General features: G+C 64.4%; 22 protein-coding genes and 3 rRNA genes. 22 read left to right on the plus strand and 3 right to left on the minus strand.

The features are described 5' to 3' along the window. Positions 1-19: 19 nt before the first annotated feature. Positions 20-496 carry a hypothetical protein gene (locus tag CKW34_RS08285; protein ID WP_059383704.1) on the minus strand — a complete coding sequence of 159 codons (477 nt, stop codon included), beginning with the start codon at positions 494-496 and terminating at the stop codon, positions 20-22. 184 nt (positions 497-680) lie between these two features. Between CKW34_RS08285 and prmC the strand changes: the two genes are divergently transcribed. From prmC to CKW34_RS08350, 13 genes are all read left to right on the plus strand, one after another. Beyond that, positions 681-1,604, plus strand: coding sequence for a peptide chain release factor N(5)-glutamine methyltransferase (gene prmC, locus CKW34_RS08290; RefSeq protein ID WP_059383705.1), 924 nt, complete (start codon positions 681-683; stop codon positions 1,602-1,604). A 51-nt stretch (positions 1,605-1,655) separates the two neighbouring features. Beyond that, a complete protein-coding gene (locus CKW34_RS08295; protein ID WP_024103704.1) occupies positions 1,656-2,318 on the plus strand; it encodes an L-threonylcarbamoyladenylate synthase in 663 nt (220 codons plus the stop codon). A 19-nt stretch (positions 2,319-2,337) separates the two neighbouring features. Next, positions 2,338-3,543, plus strand: a complete 1,206-nt coding sequence (locus tag CKW34_RS08300) for an MraY family glycosyltransferase (protein ID WP_059383706.1) — start codon at positions 2,338-2,340, stop codon at positions 3,541-3,543. A gap of 11 nt (positions 3,544-3,554) precedes the next feature. After that, positions 3,555-4,034: a hypothetical protein gene (locus tag CKW34_RS08305; RefSeq protein WP_059383707.1), complete on the plus strand. Its 480-nt coding sequence runs from the start codon at positions 3,555-3,557 to the stop codon at positions 4,032-4,034. A 409-nt stretch (positions 4,035-4,443) separates the two neighbouring features. Beyond that, complete coding sequence (atpB, locus tag CKW34_RS08310) at positions 4,444-5,142, plus strand: F0F1 ATP synthase subunit A (RefSeq protein ID WP_006552590.1); 699 nt, start codon at positions 4,444-4,446, stop codon at positions 5,140-5,142. A 90-nt stretch (positions 5,143-5,232) separates the two neighbouring features. Then, positions 5,233-5,481 carry an ATP synthase F0 subunit C gene (locus tag CKW34_RS08315; protein ID WP_006552591.1) on the plus strand — a complete coding sequence of 83 codons (249 nt, stop codon included), beginning with the start codon at positions 5,233-5,235 and terminating at the stop codon, positions 5,479-5,481. A gap of 13 nt (positions 5,482-5,494) precedes the next feature. After that, positions 5,495-6,058: a F0F1 ATP synthase subunit B gene (locus tag CKW34_RS08320; RefSeq protein ID WP_006552592.1), complete on the plus strand. Its 564-nt coding sequence runs from the start codon at positions 5,495-5,497 to the stop codon at positions 6,056-6,058. Positions 6,059-6,063: 5 nt separating this feature from the next. Beyond that, on the plus strand, positions 6,064-6,879 hold the full coding sequence (locus tag CKW34_RS08325; protein ID WP_059383730.1) for a F0F1 ATP synthase subunit delta: 816 nt from the start codon (positions 6,064-6,066) through the stop codon (positions 6,877-6,879). Positions 6,880-6,939: 60 nt separating this feature from the next. Further along, a complete protein-coding gene (atpA, locus tag CKW34_RS08330) occupies positions 6,940-8,583 on the plus strand; it encodes a F0F1 ATP synthase subunit alpha (protein WP_059383708.1) in 1,644 nt (547 codons plus the stop codon). A 48-nt stretch (positions 8,584-8,631) separates the two neighbouring features. Next, positions 8,632-9,615, plus strand: a complete 984-nt coding sequence (locus tag CKW34_RS08335) for a F0F1 ATP synthase subunit gamma (protein WP_059383709.1) — start codon at positions 8,632-8,634, stop codon at positions 9,613-9,615. Between the two features lie 6 nt (positions 9,616-9,621). Further along, on the plus strand, positions 9,622-11,070 hold the full coding sequence (gene atpD, locus CKW34_RS08340; protein ID WP_016692470.1) for a F0F1 ATP synthase subunit beta: 1,449 nt from the start codon (positions 9,622-9,624) through the stop codon (positions 11,068-11,070). 6 nt (positions 11,071-11,076) lie between these two features. Then, positions 11,077-11,445 (plus strand): F0F1 ATP synthase subunit epsilon, encoded by a 369-nt coding sequence (locus tag CKW34_RS08345; protein ID WP_006552597.1) that lies wholly within the window; start codon positions 11,077-11,079, stop codon positions 11,443-11,445. 74 nt (positions 11,446-11,519) lie between these two features. Continuing rightward, positions 11,520-11,918 (plus strand): DUF2550 domain-containing protein, encoded by a 399-nt coding sequence (locus tag CKW34_RS08350; RefSeq protein ID WP_370670867.1) that lies wholly within the window; start codon positions 11,520-11,522, stop codon positions 11,916-11,918. Between the two features lie 10 nt (positions 11,919-11,928). On the opposite strand, the gene CKW34_RS08355 is transcribed toward CKW34_RS08350, so the two are convergent. Beyond that, positions 11,929-12,501, minus strand: a complete 573-nt coding sequence (locus CKW34_RS08355) for a cob(I)yrinic acid a,c-diamide adenosyltransferase (protein ID WP_059383711.1) — start codon at positions 12,499-12,501, stop codon at positions 11,929-11,931. Positions 12,502-12,559: 58 nt separating this feature from the next. Between CKW34_RS08355 and murA the strand changes: the two genes are divergently transcribed. The 8 genes from murA to ehuA all read left to right on the plus strand — a co-directional run bounded on the left by murA (position 12,560) and on the right by ehuA (position 22,998). Further along, positions 12,560-13,840 (plus strand): UDP-N-acetylglucosamine 1-carboxyvinyltransferase, encoded by a 1,281-nt coding sequence (gene murA / locus CKW34_RS08360; RefSeq protein ID WP_059383712.1) that lies wholly within the window; start codon positions 12,560-12,562, stop codon positions 13,838-13,840. Positions 13,841-14,398: 558 nt separating this feature from the next. Beyond that, positions 14,399-15,920 (plus strand): 16S ribosomal RNA (locus tag CKW34_RS08365). Positions 15,921-16,218: 298 nt separating this feature from the next. Next, positions 16,219-19,351 (plus strand): 23S ribosomal RNA (locus CKW34_RS08370). Between the two features lie 114 nt (positions 19,352-19,465). After that, a 5S ribosomal RNA gene (gene rrf / locus CKW34_RS08375) occupies positions 19,466-19,582 on the plus strand. The 16S, 23S and 5S rRNA genes sit together here, the layout of an rRNA operon. A gap of 304 nt (positions 19,583-19,886) precedes the next feature. Continuing rightward, the gene (gene ehuB / locus CKW34_RS08380; RefSeq protein WP_059383982.1) at positions 19,887-20,780 is read left to right on the plus strand and encodes an ectoine/hydroxyectoine ABC transporter substrate-binding protein EhuB; all 894 of its coding nucleotides are present in this window, start codon (positions 19,887-19,889) and stop codon (positions 20,778-20,780) included. A 16-nt stretch (positions 20,781-20,796) separates the two neighbouring features. Then, positions 20,797-21,531, plus strand: coding sequence for an ectoine/hydroxyectoine ABC transporter permease subunit EhuC (gene ehuC / locus CKW34_RS08385; protein ID WP_059383981.1), 735 nt, complete (start codon positions 20,797-20,799; stop codon positions 21,529-21,531). Then, a complete protein-coding gene (gene ehuD / locus CKW34_RS08390; RefSeq protein ID WP_006554720.1) occupies positions 21,528-22,172 on the plus strand; it encodes an ectoine/hydroxyectoine ABC transporter permease subunit EhuD in 645 nt (214 codons plus the stop codon). Before ehuC ends, ehuD begins: the two co-directional genes overlap by 4 nt. 61 nt (positions 22,173-22,233) lie before the next feature. Beyond that, positions 22,234-22,998 carry an ectoine/hydroxyectoine ABC transporter ATP-binding protein EhuA gene (gene ehuA / locus CKW34_RS08395; RefSeq protein ID WP_174479673.1) on the plus strand — a complete coding sequence of 255 codons (765 nt, stop codon included), beginning with the start codon at positions 22,234-22,236 and terminating at the stop codon, positions 22,996-22,998. A 9-nt stretch (positions 22,999-23,007) separates the two neighbouring features. Here ehuA and CKW34_RS08400 read toward each other — a convergent pair whose 3' ends face one another. After that, on the minus strand, positions 23,008-24,555 hold the full coding sequence (locus tag CKW34_RS08400; RefSeq protein ID WP_006554722.1) for an adenylate/guanylate cyclase domain-containing protein: 1,548 nt from the start codon (positions 24,553-24,555) through the stop codon (positions 23,008-23,010). Positions 24,556-24,597: 42 nt separating this feature from the next. Between CKW34_RS08400 and nucS the strand changes: the two genes are divergently transcribed. Then, on the plus strand, positions 24,598-25,272 hold the full coding sequence (gene nucS, locus CKW34_RS08405; protein WP_006554723.1) for an endonuclease NucS: 675 nt from the start codon (positions 24,598-24,600) through the stop codon (positions 25,270-25,272).

A 25,272-nucleotide genomic window follows, 5' to 3' on the forward strand; every position in this document is an offset into this window, starting at 1 on the left:
CGGGCTCGTCGGCAGGGGATCAGGCAGGAACGTCGTCGCCTTCGCCGTCCCCGTTGTCGTCGGGTGCCGGTGCCGCCGGCACATTCGTGAGATCGACGCCCGGCAGCAGGAAGCAACCCTGGCCGTCGGAGTTCTGATGAGCACCCCAGACTGCGCTGACCACGAGTCCGTCACCCGTCTGGAGGGCGATCGCGGGCTCGTCCCCCTCGGCCGCGTCCGGAAGAACGCCGCCACCGAGCTGCAGCGTCCTCAGGTTCACCCAGTTGATCTGGCCTCCGCCGCTGCCCTCCTGCTCGATCTCGTATTCGATCCCGGCGGGCGCCGCGTCCTCCTCGGCGACGGCGGTCTCCGTGTCGACCACGCCGACGCCCGCCGGGCATCCGATGGGGATCGGCTGGAAGTCGATGGGCTCGGCGCTCGCGAGAGCAGGGGCCGCGAATGCGGTTGCACCCGCAGCGGCAAGAACGGTGATTCCACGCACAGTCCGCGTCTTCATGGAGCAATCCCTTTCTGTCGATGAAACCGACCGGAAGGTATCGGTCCTCGTTCGGGTGCCCACCCTGCCGTGTCGTCAATCACGTTGCCGGAAACACACTCGATGTCCGGTCCGTGCGTTCTGCCTGCAATGCGAGGGCTACCTCCCCGTAGTGCAGGGCCGAGGTCGTGGCACGCTGTAAGGCGTGAGCCGTCAACCTCTGCGCCTGGCCATCATCGAAGCGGCATCGGTCCTCGAGGAAGCAGGAGTCCCGAGTCCCCGGGTCGACGCCGAACTTCTCGCAGCGCACCTCCTCGGCATCGAGCGCGGGCGACTCGGGCTGGTGCCGCTCGTCGACGCCGCGATCATCGACGCCTACCGGTCCATGGTCGAACAGCGGGCGAAGCGGATACCCCTGCAATACATCACCGGCACCTCACCGATGGGAGAGATCGACCTGGCGGTGGGGCCGGGTGTCTTCGTTCCGCGTCCCGAGACGGAACTGCTGCTCGGGTGGGCGCTGGCCTTCCTCGAACGCCACGGCAGCCGCAATCCGGTCGTGCTCGACCTGTGCACCGGATCCGGCGCGCTGGCCCTGGCGATCGCGCACGCGCGTCCCGACGCCGAGGTCCACGCCGTCGAACTCGAAGCGAAGGCCCTCGGGTGGGCGCGACGGAACGCCGAGGCCCGTGTGCAGGAGGGGGACACCCCTATCCGGCTGTACCAGGGGGACGTCACCGACCGCACTCTGCTCACCAACCTCGAAGGCAGTGTCGACCTCGTGGTCGCCAACCCGCCCTACATCCCCGAGGGGGCCGACCTCGAACCCGAGGTGATCGAACACGATCCGCACTCGGCGCTCTTCGGGGGAGCCGACGGCCTGTCCGTCATCCGGCCGATGGTCTCCAACATCGCGCGGTGGCTGCGGATCGGGGGAGCGGCAGCGGTCGAGCACGACGACACGCACAGCCTGCTGGTCGCCGAACTGTTCGAGCAGCGCCGGGTGTTCGGGGACGTCGTACGGCACCCCGACCTCGCCGGGAAGGCCCGCTTCGTGACCGCACACCGTGTGCCCACCGCAGTGGAGGCCGACCGCATGAAGTCGGTACGGTCTGCGGCGGACGGCTGACGGGCAGGACCCGTCCGGTGCCGATTGCGGCCGAAGTGGAAGGATGAGCGCGTGAGCACCGTGTACGACTGCAACAACGAAGCTTCGCGCGCCGCCGGACTCAACGCGGCGCGCGGTGCACTCAAGGCCGGACGACTCGTCGTCGTACCCACCGACACGGTGTACGGCATCGCTGCCGACGCGTTCGACTCGGACGCCGTGACCGCGCTCCTGCGCGCGAAGGGACGCGGCCGCGACATGCCGGTGCCGGTCCTCGTCGGATCGTGGACGACCATCGACGGCCTCGTCGCCTCCGTGCGTCCCGAGGCGCGGGAGTTGATCCGCGCGTTCTGGCCGGGCGGGCTCAGCCTCGTGGTGCACCAGGCGCCGTCTCTGGCCTGGGATCTCGGCGACACCCGCGGCACGGTCATGCTCCGCATGCCGCTGCACCCGGTCATCCTGGAACTGCTGCGCGAGGTCGGTCCGCTCGCGGTCTCCAGCGCCAACGTCTCCGGCCGGCCCCCCGCCACGAACGTCACCGAGGCGCGCGAGCAACTCGGAGCGTCGGCGAGTGTCTATCTCGACGGTGGCCCCGCCGAGCACGGTGTCGCATCGACGATCGTCGACCTCACGGGTGACCGCCCGCGCATCCTGCGCGAAGGCGCGGTGACGGCCGAGGCACTCGCGGAGGTTCTCGGCGACGATCCCGAGCGTCTCCGGTCCGGCGGGGAGTAGCGGCGGAGGAACGGAGCACGTGACTGCAGCCGACACCACCGCCGTACTGCTCGCCCAGGCCGGGCGAGGCGCCGGCGTCCCCATCCGGGAACTTCTCCTCGTCCTGCTCACCGCCGCGGTGGTGACCTTTCTCGCGACCGGTGTGGTGAGGATCCTCGCGCTGAAGTTCGGGGCGGTTGCCGTTCCCCGCGACCGCGACGTGCACGTGACCCCGACCCCGCGGATGGGTGGGGTCGGCATGTACATCGGCCTCGTCGCGGGAATCGTGTTCGCTCAGCAATTGCCTGCTCTGACAAGGGGTTTCGAATTCACCCCGGATATGGGGGCGGCGCTCGTCGCGGCCTCGATCATCGTCGTCGTCGGCATCGTCGACGACCGGTGGGGACTCGACGCGCTCACCAAGTTCGTCGGCCAGGTCACCGCGGCCGGCGTGCTCGTGATCATGGGCGTGAGCTGGATCGTCATCTACGACCCGTTCAGTGCCTCGACGCTCGTGCTCGACCAGCTCCAGGGCGGCCTCATCACCGTCGCCGTCGCCGCGGTGACGATCAACGCGATGAACTTCGTCGACGGACTCGACGGACTGGCGGCCGGACTGGGGCTCATCGCCGCACTCGCGATCTGCGCGTTCTCCGTCGGTCTGCTGCTCGATCAGGGCGGCGACGTCTCCGCCTACCCGCCGGCCCTCATGGCCGCGGCCCTCGCCGGCGCCTGCCTCGGCTTCCTGCCGCACAACTTCCAGCCCGCCAAGATCTTCATGGGCGACTCCGGGTCGATGCTCATCGGTCTCATGCTCGCCGCGATCTCCACGAGCGCCTCGGGCCTCATCCCGCTCAGTGCCTACGGTTCGCGCGACCTGCTCGGTCTGCTCTCGCCGCTGATCCTGGTCGGTGCCGTGATGTTCATCCCGATCCTCGACCTGCTCCTCGCGATCGTGCGGCGCACCCGGGCCGGCGTCAGCCCCTTCAGCCCCGACAAGATGCACCTCCACCACCGCCTGCTGCAGATCGGGCACTCGCACCGTCGCGTGGTGCTGCTGCTCTACCTGTGGGTCGGCATCCTGGCCTTCGGGGCCGTCGGTTCCTCGCTGCTCGACCGGCGGGCGGTGGTGTTGATCCTCGCGGGCGGTCTCGTGTTCGCCCTCGTCGTGACCGCCGTGCCGTCGCTGCGGCGGCACGACGAGTCGGGGGAGACGCCGCCGGAGCACTCGCGAGAGGTCGGTTAGGCTCGGATATCGTGACGAACCCGGATCATCCCGAACCCGACCACGGTCCGCCCTCGCTGCCCGACCCGATCGCGCCGATGCGTGCGGCCGTGCGGTACGGCGCCCTCGGACTTCTCGCACTCGCCGTCGTGGCGTCGGTGATCTCGGTGCTCGTCGCCGGGATGCCCGGCCTGTGGGGTGCACTCATCGGAGCGGCCGTCGGCGGAGGGTTCATCCTCTTCACCGCACTCGGCGTTCTCCTGACGTCGAAGATGCCGGCGATGACCGCCGGAGCCGTACTTCTCGGCACCTGGCTGCTGAAGCTGATCCTCGCCATCGTCGTGATGGGCTCGCTCGACTCGCTCGACTTCTACAACCGCAACGCGCTCGTCCTCACCATCGTGTTCGCCCTGGTCATCGTTCTGGGAGCCGAGACCTACGGGGTGCTCTCGCAACGCGCCCTGTATGTCGATCCCCAGGCGTCGTCCGGATCCGACAACGACGATCGGTAGTAGCACCGCTTGTCCATAACCCCCCACGTAGGAACCCACCTACGCACTGTCGTAGAGCAGTTGGTAGGGTGAGTTCTACGAGAGTGACGCTGCCCGCATCGGGTTCGAAGAGGGTGCGCAGTTGTGACTTCGTAGGCGGTCGTGTTCAAATGGCCGCCGAGTCGACGAGAGTCGCCGACACCGGCAGGAAGCGGGACCGTTCACGCGGTTCGGACCACTGGCGAATACGCGAGCCGACCTGGTCGACTTCTGGATCGTCAATGTCCGATCGAACCGCAGACGGCATGCCTGCGGCCGACTACGGGAGAGAGCGCTGAGCGTCACCACCTTGGCAGCCGGAGAATTCCACGCGCCGTCACTAGCTGATTTTTTCCCACCGGCAGTCCTGTTCGAAGGCACCCCCTTCGAGATGGACCGGCTGATGCTCATCCGCGTCGCCGTCGCCCTGATCGTCGCGCTGTTCTTCTTCTTCGCGCTGCGGAGTCCGAAGATCGTGCCGCGGGGCGTGCAGAACGTCGCCGAGATCATGCTCGACTTCGTCCGGATCCATATCGCCGAGGACATCCTCGGTAAGGAACAGGGACGCCGGTTCCTCCCGGTGATCGTCACCATCTTCTTCTTGGTGGTCGGTCTGAACCTGACATCGGTCATCCCGTTCCTCAACATCTCGTCCAACGCACGAATCGGTATGCCGATCGTGCTCGCGGCACTCGCCTACATCGTCTTCAACTATGTGGGCATCAAGAAGTACGGATTCTTCCGCTACGTCAAGAGCAGCATCGTCATCCCGAACCTGCCGCCCGCTCTCCACGTGCTGGTGATCCCGATCGAGTTCGTCTCGACGTTCATTCTGCGGCCGTTCACGCTGACCATTCGTCTCATGGCCAACATGCTGGCCGGTCACATCATGCTCGTGCTGTTCTTCAGTGCCACGCAGTTCTTCTTCTTCGATTCCGACGGCTTCATGAAGGTGTTCGGCATCGGTTCTCTCATCGGCGGAATCGCGTTCACCTTCTTCGAGCTCCTGGTGATCGTCCTGCAGGCCTACATCTTCGCGCTGCTCACCGCGGTGTACATCGACCTGGCCCTGCACGCCGAAGAGCACTAGCTCGACGAACGGCACGACCCACATCTACACAAAGACTGACTCGGTTGCCGACTCCCGGGGCCGAGCCACAAGAAAGGGAATGGAACACCAATGAGCGTTGCGCTTCAGGCAGCAGACGTCCTCGCCCAGGAGACCACGATCTCGGGTGCAGGCGCCATCGGCTACGGCCTCGCCGCCATCGGCCCCGGCATCGGCATCGGCATCGTCGTCGGCAAGGCGATCGAGGGCATGGCTCGTCAGCCCGAGATGGCCGGCCAGCTGCGCACCACGATGTTCCTCGGTATCGCATTCACCGAGGCCCTCGCGCTGATCGGCATCGTCGCCGGCTTCATCTTCTGATCCGACGATCACAATGGCTGACAGCATCCTGATCCTCGCGGCAGAGGAAGGGGAGACTCCCAATCCCCTTCTCCCCGCGACATACGACATCGTCTGGTCGCTGGTCGCCCTGATCCTCGTCGGATTCGTCTTCTGGAAGTTCGTGCTTCCGATGTTCCAGAAGGTGCTCGACGAGCGTTCGGAGCTGATCGAAGGCGGCATCAAGAAGGCAGAGGAAGCTCAGGCGGAGGCTGCGGCCGCGCTCGAGCAGTACCGTAGCCAGCTCGCCGAGGCCCGCACCGAGGCGGCGCAGATCCGTGAAGAGGCCCGTGCACAGGGCCAGCAGATCATCGCCGACATGAAGGCGCAGGCCCAGGAGGAGAGCGACCGTATCGTCGCCGCCGGTCACAACCAGCTGCAGGCCCAGCGCCAGCAGATCGTGGCCGAGCTGCGTAGCGATCTCGGACGCAGCTCCGTGGATCTCGCCGAGAAGATCCTCGGCGAAGCGCTCGCGGACGACGTGAAGCGTGCCGGCTCGATCGATCGGTTCCTCGACGAACTCGACTCCCTCAGCGCTGACTCTGCATCCGGAAAGTGAGCACCATGTACGCAGCAAGCCGTGAGGCACTCGCTCATACGCGTTCCGCGTTGCAGTCCGCCCTGGGCTCGGGTGCCGCGACTGCCGCTGCGGCTCAGGCCGGTTCCGAACTCTTCTCGGTGGTCGAGGCGCTCGACAGCCAGCGGGCTCTCCGGACCGCGCTGGCCGACGCCTCGGCCCCGGCTGCCGTTCGCGAGCGGCTGGCCGAGCAGGTCTTCGGCGGCAAGGTTTCGGCCCAGACCCTCGCGACCGTCAAGGCCGCAGCGGGGCAGGACTGGTCGGCGCAGTCCGACCTGACCGGCTCGCTCGTCCAGCTCGGCCGTGAGGCACTGCTGAAGGCGGCGGCGGACCAGGACCAGCTCGACACCGTCGAGGACGAACTGTTCCGCCTCGGTCGCATCGTGGCCGGCGACCCCGAACTCGAGCAGACGCTCTCGGATCGCAGCACCCCGGCTTCGGCCAAGCGTGATCTGCTGACGCGCCTGCTGTACGGCAAGGTCACCGCGGTCACCGAGGCCCTGGCGGTCCACGCGGTCGGTCGGCTGAGCACGTCGCCGGCCGAGACGTTCGACGAGTTGTCGGCGCTCGCCGCGGCCCAGCGGGACCGTGCCGTCGCGCACGTCCGCAGCGCGGCACCGCTCGATGCGAAGCAGGAGGAGCGGCTCACCGCGACCCTGACCCGCATCTACGGGAAGCCTGTGACGGTGCACGTCGAGGTCGATCCCGAGCTTCTCAGTGGATTGGTCGTCCGGGTGGGCGACGAGGTCATCGACGGTAGTGCCGCGGGTCGACTCGCTGCAGTGCGCAAGAGCCTCACGTAGTCCACTACCGAACACACACATAGATCTTTTCGAAGACCAGATACCGAGAGCAGGAAGAACATGGCGGAGCTGACGATCTCCTCCGACGAGATCCGTAGCGCGATTGACAATTACACCGCGAGCTACTCCCCGGAGGCCTCCCGCGAGGAGGTCGGCGTGGTCGTCGACACCAGTGACGGCATCGCGCACATCAGCGGTCTGCCGTCGGCGATGGCGAACGAGCTGCTGGAGTTCCCCGGTGGCGTCCTCGGCGTGGCCCTCAACCTCGAGGCCACCGAGATCGGTGCCGTTATCCTGGGCGACTTCCAGACCATCGAGGAAGGCCAGGAAGTCAAGCGGACCGGCGACGTTCTGTCGGTGCCGGTGAGCGACAACTTCCTCGGTCGCGTCGTGAACCCGCTCGGTCAGCCGATCGACGGCCTCGGCGACATCGAAGCCGATGAGACCCGCGCCCTCGAGCTGCAGGCCGCGACCGTGCTGGAGCGCCAGCCGGTCGAGGAGCCGCTGCAGACCGGCATCAAGGCCATCGACGCGATGACCCCGATCGGCCGCGGCCAGCGTCAGCTCGTGATCGGCGACCGCAAGACGGGCAAGACCGCGGTCTGCATCGACGCGATCCTGAACCAGAAGGCGAACTGGGAGACCGGCGACCCGAAGCAGCAGGTCCGCTGCATCTACGTCGCGATCGGCCAGAAGGGCTCGACCATCGCGGGTGTCAAGCAGGCACTCGAGGAGAACGGCGCGATGGAGTACACCACCATCGTCGCGGCTCCGGCCTCCGACTCCGCCGGCTTCAAGTGGCTCGCCCCCTACACCGGTTCGGCCCTCGGCCAGCACTGGATGTACCAGGGCAAGCACGTCCTCATCGTGTTCGACGACCTGACCAAGCAGGCCGAGGCCTACCGCGCCATCTCGCTGCTGCTGCGTCGTCCGCCGGGCCGCGAGGCATACCCCGGCGACGTCTTCTACCTGCACTCGCGTCTGCTGGAGCGCTCCGCCAAGCTCTCCGACGAACTCGGTGGCGGCTCGCTGACGGCCCTGCCGATCATCGAGACCAAGGCGAACGACGTGTCGGCCTACATCCCGACCAACGTCATCTCCATCACCGACGGCCAGGTCTTCCTCGAGTCCGACCTGTTCAACAAGGGTGTCCGCCCCGCCATCAACGTCGGTATCTCGGTTTCCCGAGTCGGTGGCGCCGCCCAGACCAAGGGCATGAAGAAGGTCTCCGGTTCGCTGCGTCTCGAGCTCGCGCAGTTCCGTGAGCTCGAAGGCTTCGCCGCCTTCGCATCCGACCTCGACGCCGCGTCGAAGGCTCAGCTCGAGCGCGGTCAGCGTCTCGTCGAGCTCCTCAAGCAGGACCAGTACGCTCCCATCGCGGTCGAGGACCAGATCGTGTCGATCTACCTCGCCGGCGAAGGTGTCTTCGACTCGGTTCCGGTCGAGGACGTGCGTCGCTTCGAGACCGAGCTCCTCGAGGATCTGCACCGCAACGCCGCAGGCGTCTACGAGCAGATCGCCGGTGGCAAGGCCCTGTCCGACGAGTCGATCGAGGCTCTCCGCGCCGCGACCGCCAAGTTCAAGGAGGGCTTCATCGCCTCCGACGGCAGCCGTGTCGTGAACGAGGCAGAGGCCGAGGCCCTCGGTGCCGACGAGGTCCAGCAGGAGCAGGTCTCCGTCAAGCGCACCACCGTTCGCAAGTGAGCGGGGAGTCCATGACCCAGCGTCCAGTGAAGGGAGTGTGATCGACGAATGGCGAACTTGCGCGAACTGCGCTCGCGGATCAAGTCGGTCAACTCGACCAAGAAGATCACCAAGGCGCAGGAACTGATCGCGACGTCGCGTATCACGAAGGCCCAGGCCCGAGTGGCAGCGTCCAAGCCGTACGCCGAGGAGATCACCAAGGTGCTCTCCGAGCTGGCGAGTGCGTCGGCCTCGTTGGATCACCCCCTGCTCAACGAGCGCGAGAACCCCAAGCGTGCCGCAGTGCTGGTCGTGACCAGCGACCGCGGTATGGCCGGCGGTTACAACTCCAACGTCCTCAAGGAAGCCGAGGAGCTGCGGCAGCTGCTCCTCAGCGAGGGCAAGGAGCCTGTGCTGTACGTGATGGGCGGCAAGGGCCTCGGCTACTACACGTTCCGTGAGCGTGAAGTGGCCGCTGCCTGGACGGGCTTCTCGCAGGACCCCCGTTACACGGACGCCGCGAAGGCGAGCCGTCACCTGGTCGAGCTGTTCATGGCGGGTTCGGGCACCGAGGTGCCCGCCCCGAACGGCGAGGGCACCATCGAGGGCGTCGACGAACTGCACATCGTCTACACCCGCTTCGTGTCGATGCTGACCCAGACCCCCCAGGTTCGCAGGATGGCTCCGCTCGAGGTGAGCATCACCGAGGACGAGATCGACCTCGGCGAGGACATGCTCACCGACGGACGCCGCGCCACGGACACCGAGGGACCGCAGGCCGTGTACAACTTCGAGCCGGAGGCCGGAGTTCTGCTCGAGGCTCTCCTGCCGAAGTACATCAGCACGCGGATCTACGCGTCGCTGCTGGACGCGGCGGCCTCCGAGTCGGCAGCCCGTCGTACCGCCATGAAGGCCGCGACGGACAACGCCACGGAACTGGTGAACACCCTCAGCCGTCAGGCGAACCAGGCCCGCCAGGCCCAGATCACCCAGGAAATCAGCGAGATCGTCGGCGGTGCCGGTGCGCTCGCCTCGAGTGCAGGAAGTGACTGAACCACAATGACCGCAGCAGTAACCGACAACAACGCCGGTGCGGCGTCGGCCCTTGCCGGGCGCGTCGTCCGCGTCATCGGCGCCGTCGTCGACGTGGAATTCCCGCGTGGCGCCGTGCCCGAGCTGTTCAACGCCCTGCACGCAGAGGTCACTCTGCCGTCCGTGGCGAAGACCCTGACCCTCGAGGTCGCGCAGCACCTGGGTGACAACCTGGTCCGCACGATCTCGATGCAGCCCACCGACGGCCTGGTGCGTGGCGCCCCCGTCAGCGACACCGGCAAGCCGATCTCGGTTCCCGTCGGCGACGTCGTCAAGGGCCACGTGTTCAACGCGCTGGGCGACTGCCTCGACGCGCCGGGCACCGGCCGCGACGGCGAGCAGTGGGGCATCCACCGCAAGCCCCCGGCCTTCGACCAGCTCGAGGGCAAGACCGAGATTCTCGAGACCGGCATCAAGGTCATCGACCTGCTGACCCCGTACGTGAAGGGCGGCAAGATCGGTCTGTTCGGTGGTGCCGGTGTCGGCAAGACCGTTCTGATCCAGGAGATGATCACCCGTATCGCGCGTGAGTTCTCCGGTACGTCGGTGTTCGCCGGCGTCGGTGAGCGCACCCGTGAGGGCACCGACCTCCACCTCGAGATGGAAGAGATGGGCGTCCTCCAGGACACCGCCCTCGTCTTCGGCCAGATGGACGAGCCGCCGGGCACGCGTATGCGCGTCGCTCTGTCGGCCCTGACGATGGCGGAGTACTTCCGCGACGTCCAGGGACAGGACGTGCTCCTGTTCATCGACAACATCTTCCGCTTCACGCAGGCCGGCTCGGAGGTTTCGACCCTCCTCGGCCGTATGCCGTCGGCCGTGGGTTACCAGCCCACGCTGGCAGACGAGATGGGTGAGCTCCAGGAGCGCATCACCTCGACGCGTGGCCGCTCGATCACCTCGCTGCAGGCGATCTACGTGCCTGCCGACGACTACACCGACCCCGCGCCGGCCACGACGTTCGCTCACCTCGATGCGACCACCGAGCTCTCGCGTCCGATCTCGCAGATGGGTATCTACCCCGCTGTGGACCCGCTGACGTCGACCTCGCGAATCCTCGAGCCGGGCATCGTCGGTGCCGACCACTTCCGGGTGGCCAACGAGGTCAAGCGCATCCTGCAGAAGTACAAGGAACTGCAGGACATCATCGCCATCCTCGGTATGGACGAGCTCTCCGAAGAGGACAAGGTCACGGTCGCCCGTGCCCGTCGTCTCCAGAAGTTCCTCGGCCAGAACTTCATCGTCGCCGAGAAGTTCACGGGTCAGCCGGGTTCGGTCGTGCCGCTCGCCGACACCATCGAGGCCTTCGACCGCGTGTGCAAGGGCGAGTTCGACCACCTGCCCGAGCAGGCGTTCAACAGCTGCGGTGGACTCGACGACGTCGAGGCTGCAGCCAAGAAGATCGCCGGAAAGTAGGCCACCGTGGCTGAGATGAGCGTGGACATCGTTGCCGTCGAGGAGCGTGTGTGGTCCGGATCGGCGACTCTCGTCACCGCCCAGACCACCGAGGGCGAGATCGGCATCATGCCCGGTCACGAGCCCGTGCTCGGCCAGCTCGTCGAGGGTGGCGTCGTGTCCGTCAGGACCGCGGACGGTGAGCGGATCGTCATGGCCGTCCATGGCGGATTCCTCTCGGTGACCGCGACGACGGTGACGGTGCTCGCCGAAGCCGCCGACCGCGTGGAGGACATCGACGTCGAGGCAGCGAAGTCGACTCTGAACGATGCGGATCGTGACGAGTCGGAGATCGCAGCGGCCCGCGGCCGCCTGCGGGCTGTCGAACGAGCCTGATCGTCGAACAACGAGAGCCGCGACGGAGCCGACGAGCAGTGTCACTTGGATTTCTGATTCTTACTATCCTTGTGGTGCTGCTCGCGGTCTCCGTCGCGGCTTTGTTGTACCGCCTCTTCACCCTGCGCGGCGGGGGTACCGCCGCCATTCTGCGAGTTATGCCTCAGAACGAAGGTTCCGGCTGGAGGCACGGAATCGTTCGGTACGGCGACGAGACACTCGCGTTCTACAAGCTTTCGAGCCTTCGGCCCGGACCCGACGTACGACTGACCCGTCAGGGCATCGATGTGCGTTCGCGGCGCAAGCCGGAAGGCAGTGAGTTCGACATCATGACCGAGGACATCGTGATCCTCGATGTGATCGACCGCGACGACTCGTACGAGATCGCGCTCGACAGCGGCGCTTTGATGGCCTTCATGTCCTGGGTCGAGTCCAGGCCCGATGGCCGGTCGCAGCGCCGCCGCCCCCTCTAGAGGGACTTCCTCACGCGCCCGCTCCCGGCTTCCACAGCACGTCGCCGTCCGGGTTCGCGATCCGGCACAGGATGAAGAGCAGATCCGAGAGCCGGTTCAGATACTTCGCCGGCAGGACGTTCGTGTCGTCCGGAGCCGCGTCCACCGCCGCCCACGCCGACCGTTCCGCACGTCGTGCGACGGTCCTGGCGGTGTGCAGCAGGGCAGCCCCCGGCGTGCCGCCCGGAAGAATGAACGAGTTGAGCGGTTCCAGCTCCTCGTTGAATTCGTCGCACCAGCCCTCGAGCCGATCGATGTACTGCTGGGTGATCCGCAGCGGCGGGTACTTCGGGTTCTCGACCACGGGCGTCGACAGATCGGCGCCGGCATCGAAGAGATCGTTCTGGATCTGCCGGAGTACCGCGACGAGCCGTTCCGGGAGCGCTCCCAGTGCGAGCGCCACACCGATCGCCGCATTGGTCTCGTCGCAATCGGCGTAGGCGACCAGACGAGGGTCGTTCTTCGAGACGCGCGAGAAGTCGCTGAGCCCCGTCGTTCCGTCGTCTCCGGTGCGCGTATAGATCCGTGTCAGGTGGACTGCCATGAGCGTCACGGTACCGGCTCTGCTCTTCCCTCGGACACGCCCGTTACGCTGTGTCGTTGTGAGTGAACGCTTTCTTGTCACAGGTGGGAACCGCCTTTCCGGCGACGTCGTCGTCGGGGGTGCCAAGAACAGCGTCCTCAAGCTGATGGCTGCGGCACTCCTCGCCGAGGGCACCACCACGATCACGAACTGCCCCGACATCCTCGACGTGCCCCTGATGGCCGATGTCCTGCGCGGACTCGGATGCGAAGTCGAACTCGAAGGCGACGCCGTACGCATCACGACGCCTGCCGAACCCGAGTACCGCGCCGATTTCGCGGCCGTGCGGCAGTTCCGAGCGTCGGTCTGCGTGCTCGGCCCGCTGGTCGCACGCTGCCGCAAGGCGATCGTGGCGCTGCCGGGTGGCGACGCCATCGGCTCCCGTCCGCTCGACATGCACCAGGCGGGTCTGCGACTGCTCGGCGCCCATTCGTCGATCGAGCACGGGTGTGTCGTCGCGGAAGCGGACGATCTGCACGGTGCCACCATCCGCCTGGCGTTCCCCTCGGTGGGGGCGACGGAGAACATCCTCATGGCCGCGGTTCTCGCCAAGGGGGACACGACCATCGACAATGCAGCCCGTGAACCGGAGATCGTCGACCTGTGCAACATGCTGGTCCGCATGGGGGCACGGATCACCGGTGCGGGCAGTACGACGCTGCGGGTCTCGGGAGTCTCGTCCCTCCGCCCCACCGAGCACCGGTGCATCGGCGACCGGATCGTCGCGGCGACATGGGGGATCGCAGCGGTGATGACGCGGGGCGATATCGCCGTCCACGGCGTCAATCCGAAGCACCTCGCGTTGGTGCTGGACAAGTTGCGCAGTGCCGGCGCCGAAGTCACGCCGTTGGCCGACGGATTCCACGTCGTGCAGAAGGAACGGCCCCGTGCCGTCAACTTCGCGACGCTGCCGTATCCGGGATTCCCGACCGACCTGCAGCCCATGGCCATCGGTCTCGCGGCCATCGCCGACGGGACGTCGATGATCACCGAGAACGTCTTCGAAGCACGGTTCCGGTTCGTCGAGGAGATGGTGCGTCTCGGAGCGGACGCCCGTACCGACGGACATCACGCGGTCGTGCGGGGAGTGGAGCAGTTGTCGAGCGCACCTGTGTGGGCATCGGACATCCGTGCGGGCGCAGGCCTGGTGCTCGCCGGGCTGTGCGCGGACGGGGTCACGGAAGTGCACGACGTCTACCACATCGACCGCGGTTATCCGCGGTTCGTGGAGATCCTGCAGGAGCTCGGCGGAACCATCGAGCGAGTGGGTGTCGAGGAAGGCCGGCTCCTGTCGCACTAGGGAGAAATCCCTGGTCGGGAGCTGTGTCCGGCGTCACCGGTGGCGATCTCGGTCCGGCCGGCGACTTTCGTGGGTAGCCACCTGGGCTTTCTCGGAGGTCCACCCACTCTGACCAGGCGATTTGGCAGGCAGTTGATCCTCGCGTAACTTATTCCAGGTCAGAGCGACACGGACACCGACCCGGGCCGAGAGGAACGGGACAACGAGGTTGGACGAAGGCGCCTGAACTTGGTTACGAGCCCCTGATTCTTCTGGTAAGGTCAGTGGCCCGGGAGGTCGAAGAGACCTCCTGATGAACAGTCACCCCGGAGTGAACGAACCGGAAGGTTCGGGATCGATGGTGTGTGCGTGTTCTTTGAGAACTCAACAGTGTGCCGATGAATGTCAGTGCCAATATTATTTGGTACTCCGCTCCGTCGTTTCGATGGGGTGGGTATTTGCTGATCGTCTCATTCTTCCGTCTGGGATGGTCAGTGTTTTTGAGCTAGTTTGAGTTTTTTGCTAGTGATTTGACTCGATGTCTTTGACTGATTGCCCCTTCGGGGTGATTGTGAGTCTTCAACGGAGAGTTTGATCCTGGCTCAGGACGAACGCTGGCGGCGTGCTTAACACATGCAAGTCGAACGATGAAGCCCAGCTTGCTGGGTGGATTAGTGGCGAACGGGTGAGTAACACGTGGGTGATCTGCCCTGCACTCTGGGATAAGCCTGGGAAACTGGGTCTAATACCGGATATGACCTCTTGCTGCATGGTGAGGGGTGGAAAGTTTTTCGGTGCAGGATGAGCCCGCGGCCTATCAGCTTGTTGGTGGGGTAATGGCCTACCAAGGCGACGACGGGTAGCCGGCCTGAGAGGGCGACCGGCCACACTGGGACTGAGACACGGCCCAGACTCCTACGGGAGGCAGCAGTGGGGAATATTGCACAATGGGCGAAAGCCTGATGCAGCGACGCCGCGTGAGGGATGACGGCCTTCGGGTTGTAAACCTCTTTCAGCAGGGACGAAGCGAAAGTGACGGTACCTGCAGAAGAAGCACCGGCCAACTACGTGCCAGCAGCCGCGGTAATACGTAGGGTGCGAGCGTTGTCCGGAATTACTGGGCGTAAAGAGCTCGTAGGCGGTTTGTCGCGTCGTCTGTGAAATCCCGCAGCTCAACTGCGGGCTTGCAGGCGATACGGGCAGACTCGAGTACTGCAGGGGAGACTGGAATTCCTGGTGTAGCGGTGAAATGCGCAGATATCAGGAGGAACACCGGTGGCGAAGGCGGGTCTCTGGGCAGTAACTGACGCTGAGGAGCGAAAGCGTGGGTAGCGAACAGGATTAGATACCCTGGTAGTCCACGCCGTAAACGGTGGGCGCTAGGTGTGGGTTTCCTTCCACGGGATCCGTGCCGTAGCCAACGCATTAAGCGCCCCGCCTGGGGAGTACGGCCGCAAGGCTAAAACTCAAAGGAATTGACGGGGGCCCGCACAAGCGGCGGAGCATGTGGATTAATTCGATGCAACGCGAAGAACCTTACCTGGGTTTGACATGTACCGGACGACTGCAGAGATGTGGTTTCCCTTGTGGCCGGTAGACAGGTGGTGCATGGCTGTCGTCAGCTCGTGTCGTGAGATGTTGGGTTAAGTCCCGCAACGAGCGCAACCCTTGTCCTGTGTTGCCAGCACGTGATGGTGGGGACTCGCAGGAGACTGCCGGGGTCAACTCGGAGGAAGGTGGGGACGACGTCAAGTCATCATGCCCCTTATGTCCAGGGCTTCACACATGCTACAATGGTCGGTACAGAGGGCTGCGATACCGTGAGGTGGAGCGAATCCCTTAAAGCCGGTCTCAGTTCGGATCGGGGTCTGCAACTCGACCCCGTGAAGTCGGAGTCGCTAGTAATCGCAGATCAGCAACGCTGCGGTGAATACGTTCCCGGGCCTTGTACACACCGCCCGTCACGTCATGAAAGTCGGTAACACCCGAAGCCGGTGGCCTAACCCCTTGTGGGAGGGAGCCGTCGAAGGTGGGATCGGCGATTGGGACGAAGTCGTAACAAGGTAGCCGTACCGGAAGGTGCGGCTGGATCACCTCCTTTCTAAGGAGCATCTGCCCACACACCCCGAATTGTCGGGTGTCGTGTGCGGCCAGAGACCGATTGTCCCCGATCGTGGGACACGGTTGCTCATGGGTGGAACGCTGACAATCGCTCTCCAACACGAATTCTTCACAGGAAGAATTCGGGGAGCTATATCGGTGCACTGTTGGGTCCTGAGAGAACACGCGAGTGTTTGATCAGCGACGATGACTTACGAAGACGGTTGGCCGTGTGGTCGGCGTTGGTAGGGGTTGTTGTGTGTTGTTTGAGAACTGCACAGTGGACGCGAGCATCTTTGTTGTAAGTGTTTATGAGCGTACGGTGGATGTCTTGGCACCAGGAGCCGATGAAGGACGTGGGAGGCTGCGATATGCCTCGGGGAGCTGTCAACCGAGCTGTGATCCGAGGATTTCCGAATGGGGAAACCCAGCACGAGTGATGTCGTGTTACCCGCACCTGAATATATAGGGTGTGTGGAGGGAACGTGGGGAAGTGAAACATCTCAGTACCCACAGGAAGAGAAAACAACATGTGATTCCGTGAGTAGTGGCGAGCGAAAGCGGATGAGGCTAAACCGAGTACATGTGATACCTGGCAGGGGTTGTGTATTCGGGGTTGTGGGGTTCGTTGTGTCGGCGCTGCCATGCCGGCCGACAGTAAGAAATCGTCGTGTTAGTCGAAGTGGTCTGGAACGGCCTGTCGTAGAGGGTGAGAATCCCGTAGACGAAAACACGGCGACTGTCGATTCGAATACCCGAGTAGCACCGGGCCCGTGAAATCCGGTGTGAATCTGTCGGGACCACCCGATAAGCCTGAATACTCCCTGGTGACCGATAGCGGACTAGTACCGTGAGGGAAAGATGAAAAGTACCCCGGGAGGGGAGTGAAATAGTACCTGAAACCGTGCGCTTACAATCCGTCAGAGCCTTCGAACACTTCGGTGTTGGGGGTGATGGCGTGCCTTTTGAAGAATGAGCCTGCGAGTTAGTGGCATGTCGCGAGGTTAACCCGTGTGGGGTAGCCGTAGCGAAAGCGAGTCCGAATAGGGCGCATCTAGTGGCATGTTCTAGACCCGAAGCGGAGTGATCTACCCATGGCCAGGGTGAAGCGATGGTAAGACGTCGTGGAGGCCCGAACCCACTTAGGTTGAAAACTGAGGGGATGAGTTGTGGGTAGGGGTGAAAGGCCAATCAAACTCCGTGATAGCTGGTTCTCCCCGAAATGCATTTAGGTGCAGCGTCGCGTGTTTCTCACCGGAGGTAGAGCTACTGGATGGTCTAGGGGGCCCACAAGCTTACCGAAATCAGCCAAACTCCGAATGCCGGTGAGTGAGAGCGCGGCAGTGAGACTGCGGGGGATAAGCTTCGTAGTCGAGAGGGAAACAGCCCAGATCGCCGGCTAAGGCCCCTAAGCGTGTACTAAGTGGAAAAGGATGTGGGATCGCTGAGACAACCAGGAGGTTGGCTTAGAAGCAGCCACCCTTGAAAGAGTGCGTAATAGCTCACTGGTCAAGTGGTCCTGCGCCGACAATGTAGCGGGGCTCAAGTACACCGCCGAAGCCGCGGCATTCACATAACACCCCGGAAGGGTTACGGCTTTTCCGGCAGTGGTGTGGATGGGTAGGGGAGCGTCGTGTGGCCGTGGAAGCGCCGGAGTGATCCAGGTGTGGAGGCCACGCGAGTGAGAATGCAGGCATGAGTAGCGAAAGACGAGTGAGAAACTCGTCCGCCGGATGACCAAGGGTTCCTGGGCCAGGTTAATCCGCCCAGGGTGAGTCGGGACCTAAGGCGAGGCCGACAGGCGTAGTCGATGGACAACGGGTTGATATTCCCGTACCCGTGTATCCGCGCCCAATGGCGAATCAGTTGTGCTAACCGTCCAAAAGGTCGGTCGTCTCCTTCGGGAGTCGGCGGGCTGGCTGCACGGGACCCTGATTGTAGTAGTCAAGCGATGGGGTGACGCAGGAAGGTAGCTGGGCCAGGTGATGGAATACCTGGTGTAAGCCGGTAGGGCGAATGGTAGGCAAATCCGCCATTCATCAAGCCTGAGAGGTGATGCGTACCCGTTGAGGGGAATTCAGTGATCCTATGCTGCCGAGAAAAGCCTCTAGTGAGTTGGTACACGGCCCGTACCCCAAACCGACACAGGTGGTCAGGTAGAGAATACCGAGGCGATCGAGAGAACTGTGGTTAAGGAACTCGGCAAAATGCCCCCGTAACTTCGGGAGAAGGGGGACCACGCTCGGTGACGAGTCTTGCACTCTGAGCTGGGGGTGGTCGCAGAGACCAGAGAGAAGCGACTGTTTACTAAAAACACAGGTCCGTGCGAAGTCGTAAGACGATGTATACGGACTGACGCCTGCCCGGTGCTGGAAGGTTAAGAGGACCGGTTAGTCACTTCGGTGGCGAAGCTGAGAATTTAAGCCCCAGTAAACGGCGGTGGTAACTATAACCATCCTAAGGTAGCGAAATTCCTTGTCGGGTAAGTTCCGACCTGCACGAATGGCGTAACGACTTCTCTGCTGTCTCGACCACAGACTCGGCGAAATTGCATTACGAGTAAAGATGCTCGTTACGCGCGGCAGGACGAAAAGACCCCGGGACCTTCACTATAGCTTGGTATTGGTGTTCGGTTCGGTTTGTGTAGGATAGGTGGGAGACTGTGAAGCGGCCACGCCAGTGGTTGTGGAGTCGTTGTTGAAATACCACTCTGATCGTATTGGACCTCTAACCTCGGACCATGATCTGGTTCAGGGACAGTGCCTGGTGGGTAGTTTAACTGGGGCGGTTGCCTCCCAAAATGTAACGGAGGCGCCCAAAGGTTCCCTCAGCCTGGTTGGCAATCAGGTGTCGAGTGCAAGTGCACAAGGGAGCTTGACTGTGAGACTGACAGGTCGAGCAGGGACGAAAGTCGGGACTAGTGATCCGGCACCGGCATGTGGAAGCGGTGTCGCTCAACGGATAAAAGGTACCCCGGGGATAACAGGCTGATCTTCCCCAAGAGTCCATATCGACGGGATGGTTTGGCACCTCGATGTCGGCTCGTCGCATCCTGGGGCTGGAGTAGGTCCCAAGGGTTGGGCTGTTCGCCCATTAAAGCGGCACGCGAGCTGGGTTTAGAACGTCGTGAGACAGTTCGGTCTCTATCCGCCGCGCGCGTTAGAAACTTGAGGAAGGCTGTCCCTAGTACGAGAGGACCGGGACGGACGAACCTCTGGTGTGCCAGTTGTCCCGCCAGGGGCATGGCTGGTTGGCTACGTTCGGAAGGGATAACCGCTGAAAGCATCTAAGCGGGAAGCCTGTTCCAAGATGAGGTTTCTCACCCCCTCGAGGGGGTAAGGCCCCCGGCAGACCACCGGGTTGATAGGCCGGAACTGGAAGCACAGCAATGTGTGGAGGTGACCGGTACTAATAGGCCGAGGACTTACCACGAAGATGTTACGCGTCCACTGTGCGGTATCTGAAACAACACACACAGATATCCGATCGAGTTCTGCTGCGGCGGAACGCTATCGAGAGGTCTGCGTGGTTACTGTTTCATAGAGTTACGGCGGCCATAGCGACAGGGAAACGCCCGGTCCCATTCCGAACCCGGAAGCTAAGCCTGTCTGCGCCGATGGTACTGCACTCGACAGGGTGTGGGAGAGTAGGACACCGCCGAACACCCGTTCCGAAAGGGGACCCACATTGTGGGTCCCCTTTCGTGTTTTCCGGGCTCTCTCCGGACCGTCGGAGGATCCCATCCCACGGGAAAGTCCTTACGCTCCGAACGGATTTCGGGTACGGTGCGCCCTTTTCCATCGCCGGCGCCCGGCGGATCACGACCTCGTAACAAACACGCTCTGTTCCAGGCTATGCCCACTTATGTCGGTAACGTCCGCTCATGCACGATCGCACGGTTCGTGTGGGTTCGGCGTGTGAGCGCCTGTCGGGGGCGTTCTCGTCGACGACGAGGAGGGGCGAGACGATGACGAATCGATCGACTACGGGTACCGCCGGCAAGTTCACGGCGGTGATCGCGGGACTGGGACTCATCGGCGCGGCCGTCACAGGATGTACGAGCGTCGACACCGACAGCGAGGGCTCGACCCTCGAACGGCTCCAGCAGGAAGGCACCGTCACCGTCGGGTTCGCCGGCGAGGCGCCCTACAGCTTCATGCAGGACGGCGAACTCACCGGTGCCACCGTCGCTCTGCACCGCGAGATCTTCAAGAACCTCGGCATCGACAACGTCGAAGGTGTGGCCACCGACTTCGGTGCACTCATCCCCGGACTGCAGGCCGGCCGGTTCGACGTCGTCAGTGCCGGCATGTCGATCCTGCCACAGCGTTGCGAACAGGCACTGTTCAGCGAGCCGGAGTTCAACTACACCACCGCGCTCATGGTCCCGCAGGGCAATCCGGAACAGCTCGCCGACATGCAGTCGATCGCCGATAGCGGCGTCCGGATGGCCGTCATGACCGGCGCGATCGAAGCCGACTACGCGTCCGCCCTCGGCATCGACGCGATGCAGGTCGCGTCTCCCCAGGACGGAATGGATGCCGTCGTCAACGGACGCGCCGACGTCTTCGCCCTGACGGGTATCTCCTTGAACTGGATGAAGCAGAACAACGAGGGTGCACCCGTCGACGTCACCGAGTCGTTCGTCGCGGAGATCGACGGGGTGCCTCAGGTGGGCGCCGGCGGAACGGTCTTCCGTAAGGAGGACACCGAACTGCGCGACGCCTACAACGAGGAACTCGCGAAGATCACGTCCGACCCGCAGAAGTACCTGTCGATCGTCGGCGACTTCGGGTTCACGGAGGCCGAGATGCCCGATCCGGGGCTGACGACCGAGATGCTCTGCGAGGGCGTTTCCTGATCTCGGCTGCGTCGTAATGGATTTCGGTTCCAAGATCGAACTGCTGTGGAACTCCTTCCCCCAACTGTTCGACGGTCTGCTCGTCACCGTCGAATTGACCGTGGGGAGTGCGGTCTTCGCGTTCCTGCTCGCCGTGGCCCTCGGGCTGGCGGCAGGCGCGAAGAACCTCGTCCTGCGTGGCAGCGCGAGGGTGTTCATCGAGTTCTTCCGTGGCACGTCACTTCTCGTGCAGCTGTTCTGGTTCTTCTATGTCCTTCCGTTGTTCGGGTTCCGGCTCGAATCCATCGTGTGCGGGATCCTCGCCCTGTCGCTCAATTACGGCGCCTACGGCGCGGAGGTGGTGCGCGGTGCGATCGCGTCGGTGCCCAAGCCGCAACTCGAGGCGGCGACGGCGCTGAACTTCGGTTACTGGCAGCGCATGCGGCGGGTGATCTTCCCGCAGGCCTGGGCCGAGATGATCCCGCCGCTGACGAATCTGCTCATCCAGTTGCTCAAGGGAACGGCACTGGCGAGCTATATCCTCCTGCAGGACCTCACGTTCCAGATCGAGCAGCTCCGTAGAGGAAGCGGCGACACCATCTTCGCGTTCGGCGTGGGGTTGGTGCTGTACTTCGTGCTCGGCTATCTGCTGACGCTGCTGATGAATGCGCTCGAGGTGCGTGCGAAGAGCCGACTCGGGACCGGTCCGACGCTCCGTGAGATCTTCGGGCTCGCCCCGGTCTTCGATCAGCCGGTGGGGGCACGCTCATGACCGTCGACTGGAGTTGGCAACGCGCGGCCGACGCGCTTCCGGTGCTGCTCGAAGGATTTCGGATCACCCTGCTGGCCACGGTCCTCGGATTCGTGGTCGCCGCGGTGCTGGGGCTGGTCGTGGCCGTCGCCCGCCGCTCGTTGCCGAAGGTGCTCGCGACGGCGCTGTCCGCCGTCGTCCAGTTCATCCGGCTCACACCACTCGTGGTGCAGCTGCTGTTCGTCTACTACCTGCTCCCGCAGTTCAGTGCGCTGCAGATCGGCATCGCGGTACTGGGGATCCACTACTCGACCTACATGGCCGAGGTGTACCGGGCGGGCATCGACGCCGTGCCGAAGGGACAATGGGAGGCGTGCCGCGCCCTGTCGTTGTCGCCGATGCGTACGTGGCGTGCGGTGATCCTGCCGCAGGCCGTGCGCCGTGTCGTGCCCGCGCTGGGCAACTACGCGGTGTCGCTGTTCAAGGACACCCCGTTCCTGTTCACGATCTCCGTCGTGGAGATGGTGACCGCAGCCCAGCAGTTCGGTGCGCGCAACTTTCAGTACCTCGAGCCGCTCACGCTGGCCGGCCTGATCTTCCTCATCGCCAGCTACCCGACGTCGTTGCTCGTCCGCCGATTGGAGCGTCGCCTTGCCTATTGAGATGCACAAGGAAGCCGGTGCCGACGGCGACTCGCTTCCCGCCGCCAGCTCCGACGGATCCATGATCCGTTTCGACTCCGTGGTCAAGAGATTCGGCGACCACGTAGTACTCGACCACTTGGATTTCACCGTCGCCCCGGGGGAACGGGTCACGTTGATCGGTCCGAGCGGTTCGGGCAAGACGACCATCCTGCGCCTGCTCATGACCCTCGAGAAAATCGACGACGGTGTGGTGTGGGTCAAGGGCGAACCACTCAGCCACGAACGCAAGGGGACGCGTCTCGTTCCGGCCTCCGAGCGCTACCTGAGGACGATGCGCCGCAGCATCGGCATGGTCTTCCAGCAGTTCAACCTCTTCCCCAACATGAACGTGATGGAGAACCTCACCGAGGCTCCGGTCCACGTCCTCGGTCGCAGCAAGGCCGAGGCACGCGACCGTGCGCGGGAGCTGCTCGCGATGGTCGGTCTGTCCGACAAGGAGACCGCCCACCCCACGCAACTGTCGGGTGGTCAGCAGCAGCGGGTCGCGATCGCCCGTGCCCTCGCCATGGATCCGGAGATCCTGCTGCTCGACGAGGTGACCTCGGCCCTCGACCCCGAACTCGTCGCCGATGTGCTGGACGTGCTGCGGAGGATCGCCGAGACGACCGACATCACGATGCTGATCGTGACGCACGAGATGCACTTCGCCCGCGACGTCTCCGATCGTGTGCTGATGTTCGATCGGGGTCGCATCGTGGAGGAGGGGCCGCCCGAGCGCATCTTCACCAGCCCCCGGGAGGAACGCACCCGCAAGTTCCTCGACGCGGTGCTGGCGGGGGAGTGAGGCCGGCCGTCAGTCCGCGCGCGGAATCGCCAGGCGCGTCGGCTCGGAACGACCGCGCAGGGTGATCTCCTCACCCAGTTCCCACCGTGCGCGTTCGTCCTCGGGGGCGAGCTGCACGGTGCGGGCCGACGCCGCGACGTAACCCGGAACGGTCTTCGCGAGATCGGACAGCCTCGCTGCTTCGTTGACCGGATCGCCGATCACGGTGTACTCGAAGCGTTCCTGCGCGCCGATGTTCCCAGCGACCGCGCGACCTGCCGTGACCCCGATACCCGCGCGACACTCCGGTACTTCCTCGGCGAGACGTCGCGCCATCCTCCTCGCGGCGCCGAGCGCGGAACCGGCGGCGTTGTCGAGGGCGACCGGCGCCCCGAAGATCGCGAGCGCCGCATCACCCTCGAACTTGTTGACGAATCCTTCGGCCGCGTGCACCTCTTCGACGACGACCGCGAAGAAGCGGTTGAGCAGCGCCACCACCTCTGTCGGTGGGCGACTCGCGGCCAACGCGGTGGACCCGACGATGTCGACGAACAACACCGCGACATCCCGTTCTTCACCGCCGAGGACACCGGGATTGGCCAGCGCCGCAGCCGCGACCTCCCGTCCGACATGGCGGCCGAACACGTCGCGCAGTTTCTCGCGTTCGCGCAGGCCTTCGGCCATCCGGTTGAACCCCGTCTGCAGCTGCCCCAATTCGGTTCCGTCGTAGACGACGACCGCGGTATCGAAATCGCCCGACGCGATGCGCTGCATCCCGGCGCGCACCGACTCGATCGGCGCGATCGTCGACCGGATCGTGAGGAACATCAGCAGCGAGCCGGTGAGCAGACCGAGTCCACCGATGGCGAGGATCGTGATCGCCAGGCGCGTCGATGTGACGGGACGGATGAAGCTGAACACCGCGATGAACAGCAGACCGACGACGGGCACCGCGCTGCCCAGGGCCCACGCGAGCATCACGCGTCCGGTGGTGCCGGCCAGGCGCGGGCGACGAGGCGTTCCGACCTCGAGCGCGCGCGCCGCGATGGGGCGCAGCGCGAAATCGGTGAACATGTACGCGAATCCGCACACCGTGACACCGGCCAGGGTGATGGTCAGCGCGACCTTCGGGATCGTCTGCGGGTCGATGACCCCGAAACCGACGGTGAACAGGATCAACCCGATGAACCACAGTGCTCCCTGCTGGAGGGTGGTACGCCAGGGCATCCGCAACGCGATCCGCTGTTCCTGCGGGGTGGGCGGCCGGTTCTCCAGCGCCCACCGCAGCCTGCGGAGCGTCGCCCGGGTACCGAGCACCGAGCCGACCACGACGGCCGAGACCACGTAGACAGGAGCGAGGATCGCGGTGATGACGAGGAAGTCGGAGGTCAGCACGGACGGGCCCGGGATCACGACGTTGATGAGAGCGGCCACGATCAGGGCACCGACGAGATGCGTACCGATCAGGGAGAACGTCAACAGGGTCTGGATCCTGATGCGTTGCCGTCGGATCGGTTCGGCAGGCTCTCCCAGGATGGCCGATCCGAGCGGGGCCGTGCGGTGACTGCGTGCGGGCATGGTCGTTCGAGACTAGTCGAGTGGATCCTCTAGGGTGGCTGTGTGCGTCTTGTGATTGCCCGTTGCCGTGTGGACTACATCGGACGCCTGACGGCTCATCTGCCGACGGCCCGACGTCTCCTCCTCGTCAAATCCGACGGTTCGGTGAGTGTCCACGCCGACGACCGTGCCTACAAGCCCCTGAACTGGATGAGCCCACCCTGCTGGCTCGAGGAGGAGTCCGTCGAGGACGCCGAGGCCCTGTGGGTGGTCACCAACAAGGCAGGCGAGCAGCTGCGCATCACTCTCGAAGAGATCGACCACGATTCGAGCCACGAACTCGGTGTCGACCCCGGTCTGATCAAGGACGGTGTCGAGGCGCACCTGCAGGAACTTCTCGCCGAGCACGTCGAAACCCTCGGGACGGGCTTCACCCTGATCCGGCGCGAGTACCCCACGGCGATCGGACCCGTGGACCTGTTGTGCCGCGACGCCGACGGGGCGACCGTCGCCGTGGAGGTGAAGCGCCGCGGCGAGATCGACGGCGTGGAGCAGCTCACCCGGTATCTCGAACTGCTCAACCGGGATCCGCTGCTTGCTCCCGTCAGCGGCGTGTTCGCGGCCCAGCAGATCAAGCCGCAGGCACGGACGCTGGCCACGGACCGCGGCATCCGCTGCCTCGTACTCGACTACGAGGCGTTGCGGGGTACCGAGAGCACCGAGTTCAGATTGTTCTGA

This window comes from Rhodococcus rhodochrous (genome assembly GCF_900187265.1).
GTDB classification, from domain to species: domain Bacteria; phylum Actinomycetota; class Actinomycetes; order Mycobacteriales; family Mycobacteriaceae; genus Rhodococcus; species Rhodococcus rhodochrous.

What these genes read in the sequence shown, in the direction of transcription:
- CKW34_RS08285 (WP_059383704.1), bottom strand. Translation starts at nt 496, where the DNA reads ATGAAGACGCGGACTGTGCGTGGAATCACCGTTCTTGCCGCTGCGGGT.
- atpB (WP_006552590.1), top strand. Translation starts at nt 4,444, where the DNA reads ATGGACCGGCTGATGCTCATCCGCGTCGCCGTCGCCCTGATCGTCGCG.
- CKW34_RS08315 (WP_006552591.1), top strand. Translation starts at nt 5,233, where the DNA reads ATGAGCGTTGCGCTTCAGGCAGCAGACGTCCTCGCCCAGGAGACCACG.
- CKW34_RS08320 (WP_006552592.1), top strand. Translation starts at nt 5,495, where the DNA reads ATGGCTGACAGCATCCTGATCCTCGCGGCAGAGGAAGGGGAGACTCCC.
- CKW34_RS08325 (WP_059383730.1), top strand. Translation starts at nt 6,064, where the DNA reads ATGTACGCAGCAAGCCGTGAGGCACTCGCTCATACGCGTTCCGCGTTG.
- atpA (WP_059383708.1), top strand. Translation starts at nt 6,940, where the DNA reads ATGGCGGAGCTGACGATCTCCTCCGACGAGATCCGTAGCGCGATTGAC.
- CKW34_RS08335 (WP_059383709.1), top strand. Translation starts at nt 8,632, where the DNA reads ATGGCGAACTTGCGCGAACTGCGCTCGCGGATCAAGTCGGTCAACTCG.
- atpD (WP_016692470.1), top strand. Translation starts at nt 9,622, where the DNA reads ATGACCGCAGCAGTAACCGACAACAACGCCGGTGCGGCGTCGGCCCTT.
- CKW34_RS08355 (WP_059383711.1), bottom strand. Translation starts at nt 12,501, where the DNA reads ATGGCAGTCCACCTGACACGGATCTATACGCGCACCGGAGACGACGGA.
- ehuB (WP_059383982.1), top strand. Translation starts at nt 19,887, where the DNA reads ATGACGAATCGATCGACTACGGGTACCGCCGGCAAGTTCACGGCGGTG.
- ehuC (WP_059383981.1), top strand. Translation starts at nt 20,797, where the DNA reads ATGGATTTCGGTTCCAAGATCGAACTGCTGTGGAACTCCTTCCCCCAA.
- ehuD (WP_006554720.1), top strand. Translation starts at nt 21,528, where the DNA reads ATGACCGTCGACTGGAGTTGGCAACGCGCGGCCGACGCGCTTCCGGTG.
- ehuA (WP_174479673.1), top strand. Translation starts at nt 22,234, where the DNA reads ATGATCCGTTTCGACTCCGTGGTCAAGAGATTCGGCGACCACGTAGTA.
- CKW34_RS08400 (WP_006554722.1), bottom strand. Translation starts at nt 24,555, where the DNA reads ATGCCCGCACGCAGTCACCGCACGGCCCCGCTCGGATCGGCCATCCTG.